This window comes from Nonomuraea sp. NPDC048882, assembly GCF_040649755.1.
Classification (GTDB): Bacteria; Actinomycetota; Actinomycetes; order Streptosporangiales; family Streptosporangiaceae; genus Nonomuraea; species Nonomuraea maheshkhaliensis.
Window position 1 is genome coordinate 324,635 of the sequence record NZ_JBEZGB010000013.1, and the last position, 17,717, is coordinate 342,351.

18 protein-coding genes are annotated in these 17,717 nt (G+C 71.5%); 10 read left to right on the top strand and 8 right to left on the bottom strand.

All coding sequences use genetic code 11. The features are described from left to right. The first annotated feature begins 5 nt into the window (after positions 1–5). The gene (locus AB0C27_RS39225; RefSeq protein WP_357855266.1) at positions 6–1,553 is read left to right on the top strand and encodes a hypothetical protein; all 1,548 of its coding nucleotides are present in this window, start codon (positions 6–8) and stop codon (positions 1,551–1,553) included. Here the strand turns inward: AB0C27_RS39225 and AB0C27_RS39230 are convergent. Both AB0C27_RS39230 and rsmI read right to left on the bottom strand, forming a co-directional pair. Then, entirely contained in the window at positions 1,489–3,075 is a 1,587-nt protein-coding gene (locus AB0C27_RS39230; RefSeq protein WP_357855269.1) for a phospholipid carrier-dependent glycosyltransferase, read from the bottom strand. The two genes, AB0C27_RS39225 and AB0C27_RS39230, sit on opposite strands and share 65 nt — an antisense overlap. Before the next feature lie 10 nt (positions 3,076–3,085). After that, complete coding sequence (gene rsmI / locus AB0C27_RS39235) at positions 3,086–3,934, bottom strand: 16S rRNA (cytidine(1402)-2'-O)-methyltransferase (RefSeq protein WP_357855272.1); 849 nt, start codon at positions 3,932–3,934, stop codon at positions 3,086–3,088. Between the two features lie 78 nt (positions 3,935–4,012). Between rsmI and AB0C27_RS39240 the strand changes: the two genes are divergently transcribed. After that, a complete protein-coding gene (locus tag AB0C27_RS39240) occupies positions 4,013–5,674 on the top strand; it encodes a phospholipid carrier-dependent glycosyltransferase (RefSeq protein WP_357855275.1) in 1,662 nt (553 codons plus the stop codon). Positions 5,675–5,786: 112 nt separating this feature from the next. Next, a complete protein-coding gene (locus tag AB0C27_RS39245; RefSeq protein ID WP_357855278.1) occupies positions 5,787–6,986 on the top strand; it encodes a hypothetical protein in 1,200 nt (399 codons plus the stop codon). Positions 6,987–7,044: 58 nt separating this feature from the next. Here AB0C27_RS39245 and AB0C27_RS39250 read toward each other — a convergent pair whose 3' ends face one another. Then, the gene (locus tag AB0C27_RS39250; RefSeq protein ID WP_357855281.1) at positions 7,045–7,443 is read right to left on the bottom strand and encodes a MerR family transcriptional regulator; all 399 of its coding nucleotides are present in this window, start codon (positions 7,441–7,443) and stop codon (positions 7,045–7,047) included. Between the two features lie 54 nt (positions 7,444–7,497). Between AB0C27_RS39250 and AB0C27_RS39255 the strand changes: the two genes are divergently transcribed. Both AB0C27_RS39255 and AB0C27_RS39260 read left to right on the top strand, forming a co-directional pair. Next, positions 7,498–8,286 carry an MBL fold metallo-hydrolase gene (locus AB0C27_RS39255; RefSeq protein WP_357855284.1) on the top strand — a complete coding sequence of 263 codons (789 nt, stop codon included), beginning with the start codon at positions 7,498–7,500 and terminating at the stop codon, positions 8,284–8,286. Between the two features lie 47 nt (positions 8,287–8,333). Continuing rightward, the gene (locus AB0C27_RS39260) at positions 8,334–9,266 is read left to right on the top strand and encodes a DUF5996 family protein (protein ID WP_357855287.1); all 933 of its coding nucleotides are present in this window, start codon (positions 8,334–8,336) and stop codon (positions 9,264–9,266) included. A 205-nt stretch (positions 9,267–9,471) separates the two neighbouring features. Here the strand turns inward: AB0C27_RS39260 and AB0C27_RS39265 are convergent, their stop codons facing one another. The 3 genes from AB0C27_RS39265 to AB0C27_RS39275 are packed head-to-tail and all read right to left on the bottom strand — an operon-like array spanning position 9,472 to position 11,784. Next, the gene (locus AB0C27_RS39265; protein ID WP_357855290.1) at positions 9,472–10,113 is read right to left on the bottom strand and encodes a helix-turn-helix domain-containing protein; all 642 of its coding nucleotides are present in this window, start codon (positions 10,111–10,113) and stop codon (positions 9,472–9,474) included. 25 nt (positions 10,114–10,138) lie between these two features. Continuing rightward, entirely contained in the window at positions 10,139–11,368 is a 1,230-nt protein-coding gene (locus AB0C27_RS39270) for a DUF6596 domain-containing protein (protein WP_357855293.1), read from the bottom strand. 5 nt (positions 11,369–11,373) lie between these two features. Beyond that, positions 11,374–11,784, bottom strand: coding sequence for a YciI family protein (locus AB0C27_RS39275; protein ID WP_357855296.1), 411 nt, complete (start codon positions 11,782–11,784; stop codon positions 11,374–11,376). Between the two features lie 115 nt (positions 11,785–11,899). Between AB0C27_RS39275 and AB0C27_RS39280 the strand changes: the two genes are divergently transcribed. Beyond that, entirely contained in the window at positions 11,900–12,694 is a 795-nt protein-coding gene (locus AB0C27_RS39280) for an alpha/beta fold hydrolase (protein WP_357855299.1), read from the top strand. Here the strand turns inward: AB0C27_RS39280 and AB0C27_RS39285 are convergent. Then, positions 12,675–13,613 (bottom strand): YafY family protein, encoded by a 939-nt coding sequence (locus tag AB0C27_RS39285; protein ID WP_357855302.1) that lies wholly within the window; start codon positions 13,611–13,613, stop codon positions 12,675–12,677. The genes AB0C27_RS39280 and AB0C27_RS39285 overlap by 20 nt on opposite strands. Positions 13,614–13,700: 87 nt before the next feature. Between AB0C27_RS39285 and AB0C27_RS39290 the strand changes: the two genes are divergently transcribed. The 3 genes from AB0C27_RS39290 (at position 13,701) to AB0C27_RS39300 (ending at position 16,636) form a co-directional block, all read left to right on the top strand. After that, positions 13,701–14,174, top strand: a complete 474-nt coding sequence (locus AB0C27_RS39290) for a VOC family protein (protein ID WP_357855305.1) — start codon at positions 13,701–13,703, stop codon at positions 14,172–14,174. Positions 14,175–14,541: 367 nt separating this feature from the next. Next, positions 14,542–15,810 (top strand): Cmx/CmrA family chloramphenicol efflux MFS transporter, encoded by a 1,269-nt coding sequence (locus tag AB0C27_RS39295; protein WP_357855308.1) that lies wholly within the window; start codon positions 14,542–14,544, stop codon positions 15,808–15,810. 4 nt (positions 15,811–15,814) lie between these two features. Further along, the gene (locus AB0C27_RS39300) at positions 15,815–16,636 is read left to right on the top strand and encodes a maleylpyruvate isomerase family mycothiol-dependent enzyme (protein ID WP_357855311.1); all 822 of its coding nucleotides are present in this window, start codon (positions 15,815–15,817) and stop codon (positions 16,634–16,636) included. Positions 16,637–16,645: 9 nt separating this feature from the next. On the opposite strand, the gene AB0C27_RS39305 is transcribed toward AB0C27_RS39300, so the two are convergent. Next, entirely contained in the window at positions 16,646–17,098 is a 453-nt protein-coding gene (locus AB0C27_RS39305; protein WP_357855313.1) for a DUF2000 domain-containing protein, read from the bottom strand. Between the two features lie 114 nt (positions 17,099–17,212). Between AB0C27_RS39305 and AB0C27_RS39310 the strand changes: the two genes are divergently transcribed. Then, entirely contained in the window at positions 17,213–17,710 is a 498-nt protein-coding gene (locus AB0C27_RS39310) for an Lrp/AsnC family transcriptional regulator (protein WP_357855316.1), read from the top strand. Positions 17,711–17,717: the final 7 nt, after the last annotated feature.

Sequence of the window (17,717 nt, forward strand, 5' to 3'; positions counted from 1 at the left end):
ACAACATGGTGAGCGTCGCGGAGATTACCCCTGTGGACCACTCCGCCCCTGGTCGGATAGCGCGCGCGCTGTCGATGTTGGGCAGGCATCGGGTGTTCGCCGCGGCCTTCGGCGTCGGCGCCGTGCTGCGGCTCATCACCATGCTCGGCTACGGCCCGGCGATGTGGTTCAACGACTCCTACGAGTACGTCTCGGTGGCGCTGCACCCGCGGCCCCACCCGATCAGGCCCGACGGCTACAGCACCTGGCTGATGCTGCTCAAGCCGTTCCACAGCTTCAGCCTGGTGATCTTCACCCAGCACCTGATGGGCCTGGCCACGGCCTGCCTGATCTACGCGCTGCTGCGGATCAAGTTCAGGCTGCCGAAGTGGGGGGCCACGCTGGCGGCGGCGCCGGTGCTGTTCGACGCCTACCAGATCCAGCTCGAACAGATGGTGATGTCCGACACGCTGTTCATGCTGCTCGTGGTCGGCGTGATCACGATGGTGCTGTGGAAGCGGCGGCTCACCTGGCAGGCGGGCGCGGTCGTCGGCCTGCTGCTGGCGATGACCTGGCTGACGCGCTCGATCGGGCTGCCGGTCCTGGCCCTCGTCGTGCTCTACCTGCTGGTCAAGCGGGCCGGCTGGCGTACCGTCACGGCGCTGATCACCGCCTGCGCGATCCCGGTGATGGCGTACATGGGCTGGTTCGCCTCCGCGTACGGCAAGTTCGCGATGACCAACAGCGACGGCCTCATCCTCTACATGCGCACGGCCATCTTCGCCGACTGCAACAAGATGGACATCGACAAGTACAAAGAGGTCCAGCTGCTGCTGCTGTGCATCAACGACCCGGTCAACCAGCGCAAGGACTACGCCCAGTGGTACCTGTGGGGCCAGGGCAACGGCGACGGCACCGGCACCGGCGAGGTGCTGCACCGGTGGGGCATCAACAAGAAGTGGAGCGAGATCACCAACGACGCCGCCAGCGCGTTCGCCACCAAGGCGATCCTGTCGCAGCCCGGCGACTACCTGCAGGTGGTGGCGCGCGACTTCTTCCGCTCCTTCCACTGGTCGCGGCCGCGTTTCCCGGACGAGTCGACGTACAACATGTACGAGTTCAAGCCGTACGTCCCGCTCGACGAGAACGGCCAGCCCAAGCGGCTGCCGAGATGGTCGTCGTACGCGGGCGGGCGCACCGACACCGACGCGTTCAGCTACGAGCAGGGCCCGCCGGAGACCAGGATCGTGCAGCCGTGGGCCGGCATCATGAGCGGCTACCAGAAGGTGTTCTACCTGCGCGGCATCATGCTCGGCGGCATCCTGCTGATCGGCCTGTACGGCGTCGTGGTGCGCTGGCGCAAGTTCGGCGGCCCGGTGGTGCTGCCCTGGCTGGGGGCGGTGGGGCTGCTGCTGGCCCCGGCGGCGACGGCGGAGTTCGACTACCGGTACGTCCTGCCCGCCGTCCCGTTGGCCTGCGTCGCGGCGGCGATCACGCTGCGCAGGGGCGTCACTTGGGCGCGGCGGTCACCCAAGAGCTCAGGAGCATCCGAGTCCACCACTGTGCCTGCGTGATCGTCTCGGCCGCCAGCACCGGATAGAGCCACCAGAAGTTGACCAGCACGACGAGCGCGTAGGCCCCCACGACCGCCGCCCCGATCGCCCGCCGGGCGGCCGGGGCGTCCTGCGGCCCGAGGATCAGCCCCGCCATGAGCACCAGCGCCAGCACCATGAACGGCACCACGGGGATCATGTAGAACAGGTACATCGTGCGGTTGTCGGCGATGGCGTAGTAGAACCACGGCAGCCAGCCCACCCCGTAGGTCAGCAGCACGGCCCCGGCCCGCCAGTCGCGGGTGGCGACGTACCAGGCGACGAGGCCGACGAGGGCGATGGCGGCGGCGTACCAGAGCGCGGGGGTGCCGACCCCGAGCACGGCCTGCGCGCACTTGTCGGCGCCGCAGGCGGAGGGCGGCAGGTTCGTCGGGTAGTGGAAGGAGACCGGGCGTAAGAGCACCGGCCACTGCCACGGCTCCGACATGTACGGGTGATAGTCGTCCAGGCCGCTGTGGTAGCCGAGCACCTGCTGCTGGTAGCGCAGCCACGACCGCACCGAGTCGACGACGAAGAACAGCGGCCCCGAGGAGGTGGCCTGCTCCCAGTTGCGGCCGTAGCCGCCGGCGGTGACGAACCAGCCGGTCCACGACGCCAGGAACGTCACCGCGGGCGCGAGCGCCATCGCCCCCGCCGCCCCGGGCAGGTCGTACGTCAGCGCCCCCCGGTACGGCTCGCGCAGCCCCACCGCCCGCCTGGCGCCCATGTCCCACAAGACCGACATGACGGCGAAGCCGAGCAGGAAGAAGATCCCCGACCACTTGACCGCGCACGCCGCCCCCAGGCAGATCCCGGCGGCCAGCCGCCACGGCCGCCACCCGAGGCGCGGGCCGAGCGCGGTGACCGGCGAGCGTTCGTACCAGGCGACCAGCTTCTCGCGGGCCCGGTCGCGGTCGGCCACCAGGCAGGCGAGCCCCGCGAGCACCCAGAACATCAGGAAGATGTCCAGCAGGGCCGTGCGCGACAGCACCAGGTGCAGGCCGTCGAGCGCCAGCAGCAGCCCGCCCAGGCAGCCGAGGAGCGTCGAGCGGGTCATCCTGCGCGCCACCCTGGCCAGGACGAGGATGGACAGCGTGCCGACCAGGGCCGCGGCGAAACGCCAGCCGAAGGGGTTCATCCCGAACAGCCACTCGCCCGCCGCGATCATCCACTTGCCGAGCGGCGGGTGGGCCACGAAGGAGGCGCAGTCGACCGGCTGGGCGCACTGCTGGAAGACGTCCAGGTTGCCGGCGATCAGGCGCTGGTCGGCAACGGGGTTCTTCGCGTCGCCGAGCATGGTCCGCTCGACGCCGTGGATCATCAGCGAGTAGGCGTCCTTGACGTAGTAGGTCTCGTCGAAGACGACCGCCTTGGGCTCGCCGAGCCTGACGAAACGCAGGAGACCGCCGAAGATCGCAACCGCGATCGGGCCGAGCCAGCCCACCAGCGCCGAGCCCTGCATGGGCGGGACGAGCCGCCGTGCCGACACCCCCCAGTTGCTCACGTTGCGCACCCTATGGCGTGGCGGTTCGCCTGTGAACCAGGTCGTACAGCTCTCGTCTCGGCACCCCCGCCCCCTTGGCCACGGCGGCGACCGCCTGGCTGCGCTGCTCCCCCTCGGCGACCCGGCGGGCGACCTCCGCGATGAGCGCGTCCATGTCCTGCTCGGCCTCGCCGGGTACGTGTCCCGCGACCACGATCGTGATCTCGCCCTTGACGCCCTTGGCCGCCCACTCGGCCAGCTCGCCGAGACCGCCCCTGCGGACCTCCTCGTAGGTCTTGGTGAGCTCGCGGCACACCGCCGCCCGCCGGTCGGGCCCGAACGCCCGCGCCATCGCCTCCAGCGAGCTCGCCAGCCGGTGCGGCGCCTCGAAGAAGACCATCGTGCGCTCCTCTTCTGCCAGCGCCCCGAGCCGCCGGTCCCGCTCGCCGGTCTTGCGCGGCGGGAAGCCCTCGAAGCAGAACCGGTCGCTGGCCAGGCCGGACACGGCCAGCGCGGTGGTGACGGCGCTCGGCCCCGGCAGCGCGGTGACCTGGACGCCCGCCTCGACCGCCAGGCTCGTCAAGCGGTAGCCGGGGTCCGACACGCCCGGCATGCCCGCGTCGGTGATCACGACGACCGTGCGGCCCTCCTTGAGCGCCTCCACCAGCTCCTGGGCGCGCGCGGCCTCGTTCTGGTCGTAGTAGGACACCACCCGGCCGGTGATCTCGACGCCGAGGTCGGCGGCGAGCCTGCGCAGCCGCCTGGTGTCCTCGGCCGCCACCACGTCGGCGCCCGCCAGCGCCTCACGCAGCCGGGGCGAGACGTCACCCGCCTGGCCTATGGGGGCCCCTGCCAGCACCAACCTGCCGTTCCCAGTCACCTGACCATTGTGGCAGGGCATCCCAATTAGACGGTGTTTCTTGGGTAACCACCGCTCTGGGGCCCGTACGATGTCCGAATGGCGGTGACCGATTCCCCGTACCAGGCCTACGAGAGCCCGGAGGCCGGCGACAGCCAGCCCGAGACTCGGTCCGTACGCGATCGGGTCCTTCCCCCCATGCGCGGCAGCGTGCTGTGGGGGTGGATCGGGCCGATTCTCGTCATGGTCTTCGGCGGTGTCCTGCGTTTCCTCCAGCTCGGCCATCCCAAGTCCGTGGTGTTCGACGAGACGTACTACATGAAGGACGCCTTCTCGCTGATCACGCACGGCGTGGAGAAGGTCACCATCAAGGACGCCGACAAGGCGATCATGGCCGGCAACACCGACGTCTGGCAGGCGTGCTCGCCGGCGGAGCTGGACAAGTGCGCCTCCTACGTCGTGCACCCGCCGCTGGGCAAGTGGATGATCGGCGTGGGCGAGTGGCTGTTCGGGCTCAACCCGTTCGGCTGGCGCTTCGCCGCGGCCGTGATCGGCACGCTGTCGATCCTCGTCATCGCCAGGGTCGCGCGCAGGATGACCCGCTCGACCCTGCTCGGCTGCTTCGCGGGCCTGCTGCTCGCGCTCGACGGCCTGCACTACGTGCTCTCCCGCACCGCGCTGCTGGACATCTTCCTGATGTTCTGGGTCCTGGCCGCGTTCGCCTGCCTGGTGGTCGACCGCGACCAGGCACGCGAGAAACTCGTCTCCTGGTACGAGCGCTCGCCGGTCTCGCCGATCGGCACCTCGATGTCCACGCTGGGCCCGTCGCTCGGCATCAGGTGGTGGCGCATCGGGGCCGGGGTCTGCCTGGCCTTCGCGATGTCGGTCAAGTGGTCGGGGCTGGCGTTCGCGGTGGCGTTCGCGATCATGTCGGTGCTGTGGGACTTCGGCGCCCGCCGCGCGGTCGGGCTGCGCAAGCCCTACGTGGGAGCGCTCAACAAGGACGTGCCGCAGGGGGCCCTGGCCTTCGTCGTGGTGCCGTTCGTGACCTACATGGCGACCTGGGCGGGCTGGTTCGTCAACGCGACCGGCTACGGCCGCAACTGGGACCAGGCCACCTCCGCGGGCAACCCGCTGTTCTTCCTGTTCGACTCGACGCGGTCGTGGGTCCACTACCAGTGGCAGGTCTTCACCTTCCACAGCGGGCTTGAGACGTCTCATCCGTACATGTCCGAGCCGTGGCAGTGGCCGCTGCTGCTACGGCCCGTCGCCTTCTACTACGAGGGCAGGCAGAACGTCTGCGGCCCCGGCGTGAAAGACTGCTCCGAGGCGGTGCTCGGCGTGGGCACGCCGGTGATCTGGTTCGGCGCGGTGGCCGCGCTCGTGGCCCTGATCGCCTGGTACTTCTCCTCCCGCGACTGGCGGGCGGGGGCCGTGCTGCTGGCGTACGCGATGGGCTGGCTGCCGTGGTTCTACTTCGCCATCGCCGACAATCGCACGATGTTCCTGTTCTACGCCATCCCGATGGTGCCGTTCATGGTGCTGGCGATCACGTTGTGCGCCGGGCTGCTGATCGGGACGTCCAGGCTCACGGTCAAGGGCGTGGTGCCGCTGCGGCGCACCGCCGGGGCGGCGGCCGTCGGCGCGTTCGCCCTGCTCGCCCTGATCAACTTCTGGTGGCTGCATCCCGTCCTGTCCGCCGAACTGATCCCGTACCTGGACTGGAAGGCCCGCATGTTGTTTGAAAAAGGGTGGATATGATCACGTTACAGTCGGCTCAATAGGGGTTTCTTAGGTAGTCGCTGTGCAAGACCCAATACGCACCGGTTTCGGTCATCGTCAGGTCCGGGGTCGATACGGCAAACTTCGAGGCATGAGTGCACCGGATGTCACCGCCCTTCTCGCCGAGTTGGAGCGATCTCAGCCGGATCTGGCCGAGGAGGCCAGGACCGCCGTCGAATGGTTGACGGGTGGCGAGCCGCTCGAGTCGGTGACCCAGCTCGACGTCTGCGAGTTCCTCTGGTACACGTTGCCGCTCAAGGTCGGCCCGCAGATGACGGGCGCGGACCAGGAGCGCCTGGCCCATTCGCTGGGGCGGCTGCTCCAGCTCGGCGGCATGGAGCGGTACGCCGCTCTGTGCGTCTCCCCTACGACCCTGCAGATCCTGCGCACCTACGCCCGTGAGGGCGAGGACGCGGGCACCAGCGCCTACCAGCAGGCGCTGGAGGCCACGGGCGTGCTCCCGCCCGACGTGCCCGAGCTGCAGTGGAGCATGATCATGGGCCCGGAGGAGCTGGGCGCCCACCTCGCCTGCTCCGCCGCCCTCGAACTGGCCATCGTGGCCGGCGAGACCACCGACCGCGCCGCCCTGACCCGGCGCTGGCTCACCGAGCCCCGCACCGACCTGGGCGGCGACAGCTGGCTCAACCGGGTGCACGGCGAGCGCCTCAACCGCTGGGTGCTCGGCCGTGGCCCGGCCAGGCGGGAGCTGGCGCAGCCGTTCGAGGTGCGTCTGCACGCGCCCGTGTCCCCGCAACCCCTGCCCGCGCTGCACGGGCTGCTGACGCTGGCGGCCTCGGGTGAGAGCCTGCCGCTGCGGCTGGCGCCGTCGCCCGAGGCGCTGCGGCTGCGCGACCTGGCCGAGCGGGAGCTCGGCGCGATCAGGCGCGACGGTGCCAGGCTCGCCATCACCGACTACGGCATGCGGCTGCTGAAGTCGAAGTCGGCCATGTGGAAGGCGGTCACCAGGCTGCTGCTGGCCAGGGGTGAGCACGAGTTCGAGGTGTCGGCCAGGGAGGCCGCGCTCATGCTGCTGGCCGACGGCACACTGATGTCGCCAGGCCAGTTGCGCGAGCGGGTGGCCGAGGTCGTGGGCGGCGAGGGCTGGCATCCGGCGACGAGCCTGGAGGACGTGGCCCGGCCGGTGACCGATCTGGTGGCGCAGCTCACGGCGCTGGGGCTGGCCTTCAGTGACGAGCTGGCGGTGCGGATGGACCGGCCCGGTCAGCTCGCGGCCCTGGCGGCGCTCCGGGCCCACGCCCTGCGCCCCAGGAAGTACGTCAGCTCCGCCTGACAGCGTACGTACGGACCCCGGTGGCCCGGGCTCCCGACCAGGCTCGGGCCATAGGGCTTCACCCCTGCGGGACCCGTCCGAGGGCCCGCTTGAAGTCGGGGCAGTCGACCAGCGGGTCGTGCTCGCAGACGGCCGCGTGGCGCAGGCTGTCGCGCAGCCGGGTGAGCTGCGCGATCCGCCCGGTCACCGCCCGCTCCCTGGCCGCCAGCTGCTCGCGCAGCACCGCGTCGGACGGCCGCGCGCGCAGGAAGGCGGCGATCTCGGTGAGCGTGAATCCCGCGTCGCGGGCACAGGTGATCAGCGTCAAGCGCTCCAGCGTCTCCGGCCGGTACGCGCGGCGCAGCCCGTTGCGCCCCTCGGCCTGGATGAGCCCCTTGCGCTCGTAGAACCGCAGCGCGGAAGCGGCCAGCCCGCTCCGCTCCGCCACCTCGCCGATGTCGATCAGTCCGTCGTCCACGACCCTGGCACTCCCCTTGACTTGAACCGCGGTTCAAGTCGCAGTCTATTCGCCATGCGAATCCACCATCTGAACCTCGGCTCCATGCGCGAGATCGACTCCCCCGACGGCCGGCCCTCGGCGCCGGCGGTGTGCCACGCGTTGCTCGTCGAGACCCCGGCCGCCGGCCTCGTGCTGGTGGAGGCCGGGCTGGGCCTGCACGACGTGGCCGAGCCGGGCGAGAGCCTCGACCGTGAGTGGCGGGAGTTGGTCGAGCCGGCGCTGGTCCCGGAGGAGACGGCCGTACGCCAGGTGGCGGCGCTCGGATACGATCCCTCCGACGTACGCCACATCGTGCTCACCCACCTCGACGTGGACCACAGCGGCGGCCTGCCCGACTTTCCCCAGGCCAGGGTGCACGTCACCGAGGCCGAGCTGAAGGACGCGCTGGCCCAGGCGCCCAACCGCCGCTACCGGCCCTCCCACTGGGAGCACGGGCCCCGCTGGGAGACCTATCCGGACACGGGCACCCGGTGGCTGGGCGTGGACGGCGTGCGGCCGCTGGCGGGCCTGCCCGAGGAGGACTTCCTGCTGGTGCCGCTCGACGGGCACACCAGGGGTCACGCCGGCGTGGCGGTCAGGGACGGCGACCGCTGGCTGCTGCACGCGGGCGACGCCTACTTCTACAGCGGCGAGCTGGAGCGGGCGCCGCGCCCCCATCCGCTGATGGACATCGTGCAGCTGAGCGCCCAGGTGGACGAGGAGCGCAGGGTGTCGAGCCAGGCGGTGCTGCGCTCGCTCAAGCACGACCACGGGGTCGAGGTCTTCTCCGCTCACGACCCCTGGGAGTTGAGCGAATACTGAGGGTAGTTACGATTGCGGGGAAATGCTCTAGTCGGAGGGGGGCCGTCATGGAGCTGTTCCCGGCCATGCCGCTCGCGGAGTGGACAGAGGCCAAAGAGACCTTTCACCGATTCGCGCAGATCGTAGGGAAGATCCGGCTCGCGTCGAGCAACCGGCGCAACCACTGGTGGCAGGTCCCGTTCCACCCGACCGGGCGCGGGCTCACCACGCGCCCGATGGGCGGGCTGGGCGAGCAGCCGCTGTTCTGCATCGACTTCGACCTCGTCCGCCACCGGCTGGTGGTGGACGTCTTCGACGGGCGCAGCGCCGAGTTCAGCCTGATCGGCAGGTCGGTGGCCTCGTTCCACGACCGGCTCTTCGAGACCCTGGCGGGGCTGGGGATCCGGCCCGAGATCTGGGCGGTGCCGTTCGACCTGGGCGACGACACGCCGTTCCCCGAGGACACCCTGCACGCGCGCTACGACCCCGTCCTGCTCAACCGCTACTGGCGGATCCTGTCGCAGGTCGTGCAGCTCCTCGACCGCTTCGCGGCCGACTTCGCCGGCAAGACGAGCCCGGTGCACCACTTCTGGCACACCTTCGACATCGCGGTCACCCGGTTCACCGGGCGCGTGGTCAAGGTCTCGCCGCAGGCCGATCCGGTCACGCGGGAGGCGTACAGCTGGGAGGTGATCAGCTCGGGGTTCTGGTTCGGCGACAAGGAACGGCCGTGGCCGGCGTTCTACTCCTACACCGCGCCGGAACCCGAGGGCCTGGAACGGGAGCCGCTGCGTCCCGGGCAGGCCGAGTGGGTCGCGGCGCGGGGCAGCCATCTGGCCGTGCTGCGTTACGACGACGTACGGGCCATGGAGGACCCCGTGGGCGCGGTGCTGGAGTTCCTCGACAGCGCCTACCAGGCGGGGGCCAGGCTGACCGGGATCGATTCGGAGGCGCTGGCCTCCCCCGGCGGCATCACGGATCCGTACTGGGAGAAGACCTGACACACGTGAGCGCCCGCCCTCCGGGGAGGGCGGGCGCCCGACGAGTGCGTACCGGTGTGCGTGTCGCCTCTCGGCGAAAGGCACAACGCGGCTCCAGCCGAACGGTAGTCCGCGAAGGCAATAGGTGAGGCCCGGGGACACTGGGCACACCGGCCACGATTCATGTAACCACACCCGGGGCCCGGGCATTCCCCGTCCACGCCGATCAATTTTCCGCGGGGCCGCCGGCGTAGGCGCCGTGCAGGAACAACTCCACCAATTCGGCCGAGGTGAGCGGGGTGACGCCGCGCCCCGAGGCCATGGTCATGAACTGGAACGCCTCGGCGAGCCGTTCGGGGTCCAGCCTGAGCCGGTCGCGTTCGGGTTCGAACAGGCCCGCCAGGACCTCGCGGGTGGCCGCCATCGAGGCCTCCCGCCCGTTCAGCGCCCGTCTCCTGTTCTCCGCCGCGCCTTCTGAAGAACCCTCCGAGGGAGGCTCGCGGCGCAGGCCGCCCGAGGCCGCGAGGGCGCCGGCCACCGCACCCATCCGCGACAGGTAGCCGCGCAGCGCCTCCGACGCCTCGATCAGCCGCTCGGCCAGCGGCAGCTCCAGCGAGATCGCCCCCACGTGGGCGAGCGTGTCGTCCGGCCGGGCCGCCTCGGCCATGCACGCGGCCAGCAGCGCGTCCTTGTCGCCGAAGGCCCGGAAGATCGTGCCTTCGCCGATGCCCGCGGCGCGGGCGATCTGGGCGGTGGTCACGGACGTGCCGTATTCGACCACCAGGGGCAGAGCGGCGCGGACGATCATCTCGCGGCGCAACTCCGGGCTCATCGCCGGCGCTCGCCGCCGGCTCGTCGCATCCGTCATGCGCTTCACTGTACGGAGTGAGTACTCACTCCGTCAACAGCCGAGCCGCCCTGGCCCGCAGATAGCGCTGCTGGGGCAGGCTCATGGCGCGTCCTGCCGCCTCGTCGTACGCCCGCCGCGCCCCCGCCAGGTCCCCCGACATCTCCAGCAGGTGCCCGCGCACGGCGCTCAGCCGGTGGTCGCCGGACACCCGGTCGTCGTCGCGGAGGCGTTCGAGCAGATCGAGACCGGCCTCGGGGCCCTTGGCCATGGCCACCGCCACGGCCTGGTTGAGCGCCACGATGGGGTTGTCGGAGATGCGCAGCAGCAGCTCGTACAGCGCCGCGATCTGCGGCCAGTCGGTCTCCTCCGCCGTGGGCGCCTCGTCGTGCAGAGCCGCGATGGCCGCCTGCAACTGGTACGGCCCCGGCCGCCCGCGCGGCAGTGCGGCGGTGATCAGGGCCACGCCCTCGGCGATGAAGTCCGCGTTCCACCGGCTGCGATCCTGCTCGGCCATCGGGATCAGCGCCCCGTCGGGAGCCGTCCGCGCCGGGCGGCGGGCGTCGGTGAGCAGCATCAGCGCGAGCAGGCCGGCCACCTCCCCGTCGTCGGGCAGCAGCCGGTGCACCATGCGGGCCAGCCTGATCGCCTCAGCCGCCAGCTCGGCGCGCTGCAGGTCGGGCCCCGACGTGCTGGCGTACCCCTCGTTGAAGATCAGGTAGAGCACGTGCAGCACCGCGGCCAGCCGCTCGGCGCGCTCGTCCGGGCGCGGCAGGCGGAACGGCAGGCCGCTGTCCCTGACCGACTGCTTGGCCCGCGTGATGCGGCGCGTCATCGTGCTCTCGGGCACCAGGAACGCGCGGGCGATCTCGGCGGTGCTCAGCCCGCCGACCGCGCGCAGCGTCAGCGCGATCTGCGAGGTCGGCGACAGCGACGGATGGCAGCACATGAACAGCAGCACCAGCGTGTCGTCCGAGGCGGCGAGCGGCTGGTCGGCGGCGGGCGCGAGCCAGTCACCCGGCAGGGTCCGCGCGGCGGCGTCGTCCTCGCGGCGCCGGCGCGCCTGCTCGGCACGGAGCAGGTCGGTCAGGCGGCGCGCGGCCACCGTGATCAGCCAGGCGCGCGGATCGTCCGGCAGCCCTTCCTCCGGCCACTGTCCGGCGGCGGCGAGCAGCGCCTCCTGCACCGCGTCCTCGGCGATGGCGAAGTGCCCGTACCGGCGTACGAGCGCGCCGAGAACCTGCGGCGTCAGCTCACGCAGCAGGCCCTCGACCATCGCGCTCAGAACCCGAGGTCCTCGACCGAGTCGGTGATCGGCCGGATGTCGGCGTACCCGTCACCGTTGCCCGGCATCGGGCACTGCCCCAGGCGGACGGCGATCTCGGTGGCCCGGTCGAAGCTCTCGCACTCCACCACCCAGTAGCCGGCCAACACCTCCTGCGTCTCGGCGTAGGGCCCGTCGGTGACGAACGGGACGCCGCCGCGGACGCCGGCCCTGCGGGTGTGCACGGGAGCGGCCAGGCCGCGGGTCTCGACCAGTTCCCCGGCCTCCTCCAGCTCCTTGTTCACGGTGGTCATGAACTCGTACATGGCCGCCATGTCCTCGGGCTTCCAGACGACCCCTCCCGTGTCCTTGCCGGTCATCTCGTCGTAGTCGCGCTGGGAGGCGTACGAAAGAATCATGTACTTCATCGTCTGAGTCCTTTCCGTCGTGTCCTTTCGACCGGTACGTCGGAGCCGGGGCGGCGTTCCGGACATCATCCCCCCGAGTTTTTTCCTTGTCACCGTGTAGGGCACTCTTGGAGGCGTGCCATACGCGACCGCCCCCGACGGTGTGAAGCTGCTCTACCAGGTCACCGGTGCCGGGCCGCCCCTCGTGCTGCTGCAGGGCCAGGCCAACGACCACCGCTGGTGGGGCCCCGTACGCGCCGACTTCGATGCGACCTATCGGTGCGTCACCTTCGACTACCGGGGCACGGGCGGCAGCGACAAGCCCGACGAGCCCTACAGCACCCGCGGCTTCGTCTCCGACGTGCTAGCCGTGCTCGACGAGCTGGGTCTTGCGCGGGCGCACGTCTACGGCACGTCGATGGGCGGGCGGGTGGCCCAGTGGCTGGCGGCCGACCACCCCGCCCGGGTCGGCGCGCTGGTGCTCGGCTGCACCTCGCCGGGCGGCGCCCACGGGATCGAGCGGAGCAACGACGTACGCAAGTCGCTGGCCCAGCCCGACCGGGCCGCCGCCGAGCAGGCGCTGCGTGAGCTGATGTACACCCCCGCCTGGCTGGCCACCCACCCCGGCCCCCACGTCACTCTCGGCGATCCCGCCCTGCCCGCCCACGCCCGCCGCCGCCACCTGGCCGCCAGCGCCGCCCATGACAGCTGGGACGTGCTGCCTTCCATCACCGCGCCCACGCTGGTCGTGCACGGCACCGACGACCTGCTCAACCCGGCGGCCAACGCCCCGCTGCTGGCCGGCCGCATCCCCGGGGCCGAGCTGCGGATGATCGAGGGGGCGCGGCACGCGTACTTCGAGGAGTTCCGCGAGGTCGCGAGCCCTGTGGTGCTGGACTTCCTGGCCAGGGCTACCCCGCCGCCCGCGTGAGCCGCCCGGCCAGCGTGCGCAGGCGGGCGACGAGCTCGGGCGGGTCGTGCACCTCGAACTCGCAGCCCAGCGCCAGCAGCCGGAAGGCCAGCCAGTCGAGGGTGTCGGCATGCATGTGCACCCGGCAGGCGCCCTCGCCCAGCGGGGTCACCTCGCCCAGCGCCCTGACCGGCTCCGTCACGGAGCGGCGCAGCGTGACGACGGCCTCGTACGTGGGCTCCGCCGAATACAGCCGCTCGGCCACGTAGGCCGCCGCGTCACCGCCCGGCGGCTCGCGCGGCACGATCCTGGCGCCCGTGGCCAGGAGCTCGCTGACACGGTCGAGGCGGAAGATCCGCCAGTCGTCGCGGTCGAGGTCGTGCCCGAGCAGATACCAGCGCCGCCCGGCCGCCACCAGGCGGTGCGGATCGACCAGCCGCCCGCTCACCTTCCCGTCGTTCGCCCGGTACGCGAACCGCACCCGTTCTCCTCCCTGCACCGCCATCGCCAGCGTGGCGAGCAGCCCGGGGTCGAGCCGCGGCCCGTCGAGCCCTGGCATGGGCTCGGTGGCGCCGCCCAGTGACCTGACCCGGTGGCGCAGCCGGGCGGGCAGCACCTGCTCCAGCTTGGCCAGGGCCCGTACCGAGGCCTCCTCGATGCCCCGTACCGGCTGCCTGGCCGCGGTGGACAGGCCGACCGTGATGGCCACCGCCTCCTCGTCGTCCAGCAGCAGCGGCGGCATCGCCGTCCCCGCCACCAGCCGGTAGCCCCCGGTGGAGCCCATGGTGGCCTCGACCGGATAGCCGAGGTCGCGCAGCCGTTCGACGTCGCGGCGCACGGTGCGGCGGCTGACTCCCAGGCGCTCGGCCAGCTCGCCGCCTGGCCACTCGCGCGGGGTCTGGAGCAGCGACAGCAGGGCCAGCAGGCGGGACTCGCTCATGAATCCCAGAATGCCCGACATGTAGGACAAGTCCTGACCTACTGCGCTCCTAACGTGGCCGTCATCGCCCTTCAAAAAGGAGAAACCATGACCGTCAACCCCATCCCCGAGGGATACACCACCGTCACGCCGTGGATCATCTCCCAGGACACCGCCGGGATCATCGGCTACCTGGAGGCCGCGTTCGACGCCGTCGAGCTGGGCCGCGTGACCGACGCGGAAGGACGGATCGGGCACGCGGAGGTCCGCATCGGCGACGCGATCGTGATGCTCTTCGACGCCGCGCAGGACGCGGAACCCACCCCCGCCTTCCTGCGCCTGTACGTCCCCGACGCCGACGCCACCCACCGGCAGGCCGTCGCGGCGGGCGGGACCTCGCACACCGAGGTCACCCACCTGTACTGGGGTGACCGGGTGGGACGGGTGCGCGACCCGTTCGGGAACCTGTGGTGGATCCAGTCCCGCGTGGAGGAGGTCTCGGCGGAGGAGATGACGCGGCGGCTGAGCGATCCGGTCTTCGTCCGGGCGATGGAGTACGTCCAGGGCGTCAGGGACCGCTGATGGGGTACATCCTGCCGCTGATCGCCTTGCCATGGCGTCAGGGACCGCTGATCGGCTTGCTATATTGACCGTCATGTCCAGCCCCGAGGCATCAAGACGCTAGCCACCGGTCGTCCGGTGGCCGTCACGCGCCGTCTCCGCCCCGCCGTCGCCCGGCCAGGGCGCTGACGCGCGTCTCCTGAGCCCGCTGGGATGTTTCCCGCCTGCCTCCACGCCATCCGGATCACCGTGACACGGGCCGTGTCGTGCCCGGGATCGCGCGTCGCTCCATGACGCCCATCCCGGGCCACTCCATCGCCGCGGGGCCTTCACTTCGGCCCCGCGCGCCTTACCTGTGCCGATCCATGACGTGGTCGCGGAGTTGTCGATGCCTTTCGTTGTCTACCTGCTCGGACTGGCGGTCTTCGCCCAGGGGACGTCCGAGTTCATGCTGTCCGGGCTCCTGCCCGGCATAGCCGAGGATCTGAACGTGTCCATCCCCGCCGCGGGGCTGCTGACCTCGGCGTTCGCCGCCGGGATGGTGGTGGGGGCGCCGCTGATGGCGGTGCTGAGCCTGCGGTGGTCCAGGAGGTTCGCCCTGCCGGCGTTCCTCGTCGTCTTCCTGCTCGCCCACGTGGTGGGGGCGGTCACGACCGGCTACGGGGTGCTGCTCGTGAGCCGGGCGGTGGCGGCGCTGGCCAACGCCGGGTTCCTGGCCGTGGCCATGGCGACCGCGATCGGCCTGGCGCCGCCGGACGCCAAGGGCCGGGCCACCTCGGTGCTGCTGGGCGGGGTGACCGCCGCCTGCGTGGCCGGGGTTCCCGGCGGGGCGCTGCTCGGGGAGCTGTGGGGGTGGCGCTCGGCGTTCTGGGCGGTGGCCCTGGCGCTGGTGCCGGCCGTCGTCGCGGTGCTGAAGTCCGTACCGGCCGAGACTCCCGAGGCCGGAACCGGCGGCGCCCCTTCCGACGGAGCTGCGCCAGCCGACGGTGGGTCGGGTGGCGCGGGGCGGGGCTCCTCCGGGGGCGCCCGCGCGGAGTTCCGTGCCCTGCGCCGGCCCCGGCTGCTGGTGCTCCTGCTGCTGGGCGCCCTGGTGAACGGGGCCACCTTCTGCGCGTTCACCTACCTCGCGCCGCTGCTGACCGGGGTCACCGGGATCGGGGCGGCGTGGATGCCGGGGATGCTGGCCCTGTTCGGGCTGGGGTCGTTCGCCGGGGTGACGATCAGCGGGCGGTACGCGGACCGGCGGCCGGTGCCGCTGCTGGTCGCCGGCGGGGTGGCGCTGGCGGCAGGCTGGGCCGGCTTCGCGCTGACCGCGGGCACTCCGGTGGTCGCGGTCGCGCTGGTCTTCGTCCAGGGGCTGCTCTCGTTCGCGGTCGGCTCCACGTTGATCTCGCAGGTCCTGTACGCCGCCACCGGCGCCCCCACGCTGGCCGGCGGTTTCGCCACGGCGGCGCTCAACGTCGGCGCCACGTTCGGCCCCTGGCTGGGCGGGCTCGCCCTCGGGGCCGGGCACGGGTTCCGCGCGCCGCTGTGGGTGAGCGCCGCGCTCGTAGGCCTCTCCCTGGCCGTCGCCGGAGCGGCACGGCTGACCTCGGCGAACGCCGGAAGCCCGGCCGCCGATCAGGTGGAGAACGAGCTTCACCCTGGGGCACAGTGAGGTGATGGAAGCTGCCGCACGTCTCCGGCGGGAGGCCCGCGCCTTCGGAAGCGCCGCCCGCCAGGCCGCCGCTCGGGGCGGGACGACGCTCGTGCCGTCCTGCCCCGCCTGGTCCATGGCCGACCTCGTGCTCCACCTGGGCGGGGTGCACCGGTTCGTGATCGTCCTCATCAGAGACCGGCTGCCGGCGCCGCCCGACCTCGCCACGGTGGCCCGTACCGAGTCGCCGCCCAGCATGGACGGCTGGCCCTCGATGGACGGCACGCCCAGCGCGGGACCGATCCCGCCCACCCTGCTCGACTGGTTCGACGAGGGGGTGGAACGGCTCGTGGAGCAGTTCGGGCGGCACGCCCCGGACGACCCCGCGTGGACCTGGTCGCGGGAGCAGACCGTCGGCTTCTGGCTGCGCATGCAGGTCATCGAAGCCGCGGTGCACCGGTGGGACGCCGAGAACGCCGTCGGCACGGCCCGCCCGATCCCGCCGGACGTCGCCGTGGACGCGATCCCGCAGACGTTCGAGGTCATGGCGCCGCAGCGGCGCGCCTGGTCGCAGGCGCCGCCGGGGAAGGGGGAAAGCTACCGGTTCGTGCGGACCGACGGGCCGGGCGAGTGGCTGGTGCGCTTCGACGGCGAGCACGTACGGCTGGCGGACAGCGGGCCGGCGAACGTCGAGCAGGCGGACGGCGGACCGGCGGACGTCGAACTGGCTGGGACGGCGTCCGACCTGATGTTGTTCCTGTGGGGCAGGCTGCCGGCCGACGGGCTCGACGTGCGGGGAGACCAGGCGGTGCTCGACCGCTACTTCGCCCTGGTTCCTCCCGTATGAGCCGCCCGGTTATCGCAGCAGCGGAAGCCGTCCCGTGAGCCGCTCGACCAGCGCCCTCGGGCCGAAGAGGCTGACCGCGTAGTAGGGCGGGTCCTCGGTGCGGGCCAGCTCGGCCAGATAGTCGTCGTACACGCTGGCCCGCTGGGCGATGGCGGCCATGTCGCAGAGCACCAGCTCGGGCTCGGCCGCCGCCTCGTTCCTGATTCTGGCCACGATCGCGGCGGGCGCGCCCAGCACTGTGCAGCCCGTCCACGGCAGCCCGCTGTGGACGGCGCCGGAGGCGTCCGCGCCGCCCGACCCGACGATCGCCGGCACGGCGGCCGCCACGGACGCGGCCAGGCAGGCGGCGGCGTTGGCCTGCAACCCCTTGGGCAGGTCACGATCGATGACGATCGCCCACTTGACCGCGAGCTCCTTGGTGGGCAGGTCGGTACGGCGCTCCAGCTCGTCGAGCACGCTCATCCGGCAATCTCCTCTCCGAAGTTCTCTCCGGAGATTCACACCCATGCCGTCGATATGACAACTCAGAACGACTGCTTCCGAAGGAAGTTCGGAAAATCGTGGCAGGATGCGTACGTGGACGAACTTGATGCGGCGATACTCGCCGAGTTGCAGCGCGACGGCCGCCAGACCAACAAGGAGCTGGCCGAGCACCTCGGCATCGCCCCCTCGACCTGCCTGGAGCGGGTGCGCTCGCTGCGCTCGGCGGGCGTCATCGAGGGCTTCCACGCCGAGGTGAACCTCGACGCCGTCGGCCGTCCCGTGCAGGCGCTGATCAACGTACGGCTGCATCCGAAGATCCGCGAGGCCGTCGAGGGCTTCCGCGACTACGTGGCCGCCCTGCCCGAGACGCTGGCCGTGTTCGTCGTGTCGGGCGGGGACGACTTCATCATCCAGGTGGGCGTGCGCGACGCCGGGCACCTGCGCGACTTCGTGCTCGACCACGTGGCCCGCCATCGCAACATCGCCGACGTGCGCACGTCGCTGGTCTACGACCACATCCGCAAGACGTCGGTCGAAGTGCTGCCCCCTGAGGCCCCGTCGCGCCCGCGTACCGGCCGCACGCATAAATAGGTGGTCG

Excerpts from the sequence above, each read along its gene's own strand:
- AB0C27_RS39225 (WP_357855266.1), top strand. The coding sequence starts at position 6 with ATGGTGAGCGTCGCGGAGATTACCCCTGTGGACCACTCCGCCCCTGGT.
- AB0C27_RS39240 (WP_357855275.1), top strand. The coding sequence starts at position 4,013 with ATGGCGGTGACCGATTCCCCGTACCAGGCCTACGAGAGCCCGGAGGCC.
- AB0C27_RS39245 (WP_357855278.1), top strand. The coding sequence starts at position 5,787 with ATGAGTGCACCGGATGTCACCGCCCTTCTCGCCGAGTTGGAGCGATCT.
- AB0C27_RS39255 (WP_357855284.1), top strand. The coding sequence starts at position 7,498 with ATGCGAATCCACCATCTGAACCTCGGCTCCATGCGCGAGATCGACTCC.
- AB0C27_RS39260 (WP_357855287.1), top strand. The coding sequence starts at position 8,334 with ATGGAGCTGTTCCCGGCCATGCCGCTCGCGGAGTGGACAGAGGCCAAA.
- AB0C27_RS39265 (WP_357855290.1), bottom strand. The coding sequence starts at position 10,113 with ATGACGGATGCGACGAGCCGGCGGCGAGCGCCGGCGATGAGCCCGGAG.
- AB0C27_RS39270 (WP_357855293.1), bottom strand. The coding sequence starts at position 11,368 with ATGGTCGAGGGCCTGCTGCGTGAGCTGACGCCGCAGGTTCTCGGCGCG.
- AB0C27_RS39275 (WP_357855296.1), bottom strand. The coding sequence starts at position 11,784 with ATGAAGTACATGATTCTTTCGTACGCCTCCCAGCGCGACTACGACGAG.
- AB0C27_RS39285 (WP_357855302.1), bottom strand. The coding sequence starts at position 13,613 with ATGAGCGAGTCCCGCCTGCTGGCCCTGCTGTCGCTGCTCCAGACCCCG.
- AB0C27_RS39290 (WP_357855305.1), top strand. The coding sequence starts at position 13,701 with ATGACCGTCAACCCCATCCCCGAGGGATACACCACCGTCACGCCGTGG.
- AB0C27_RS39295 (WP_357855308.1), top strand. The coding sequence starts at position 14,542 with ATGCCTTTCGTTGTCTACCTGCTCGGACTGGCGGTCTTCGCCCAGGGG.
- AB0C27_RS39300 (WP_357855311.1), top strand. The coding sequence starts at position 15,815 with ATGGAAGCTGCCGCACGTCTCCGGCGGGAGGCCCGCGCCTTCGGAAGC.
- AB0C27_RS39305 (WP_357855313.1), bottom strand. The coding sequence starts at position 17,098 with ATGAGCGTGCTCGACGAGCTGGAGCGCCGTACCGACCTGCCCACCAAG.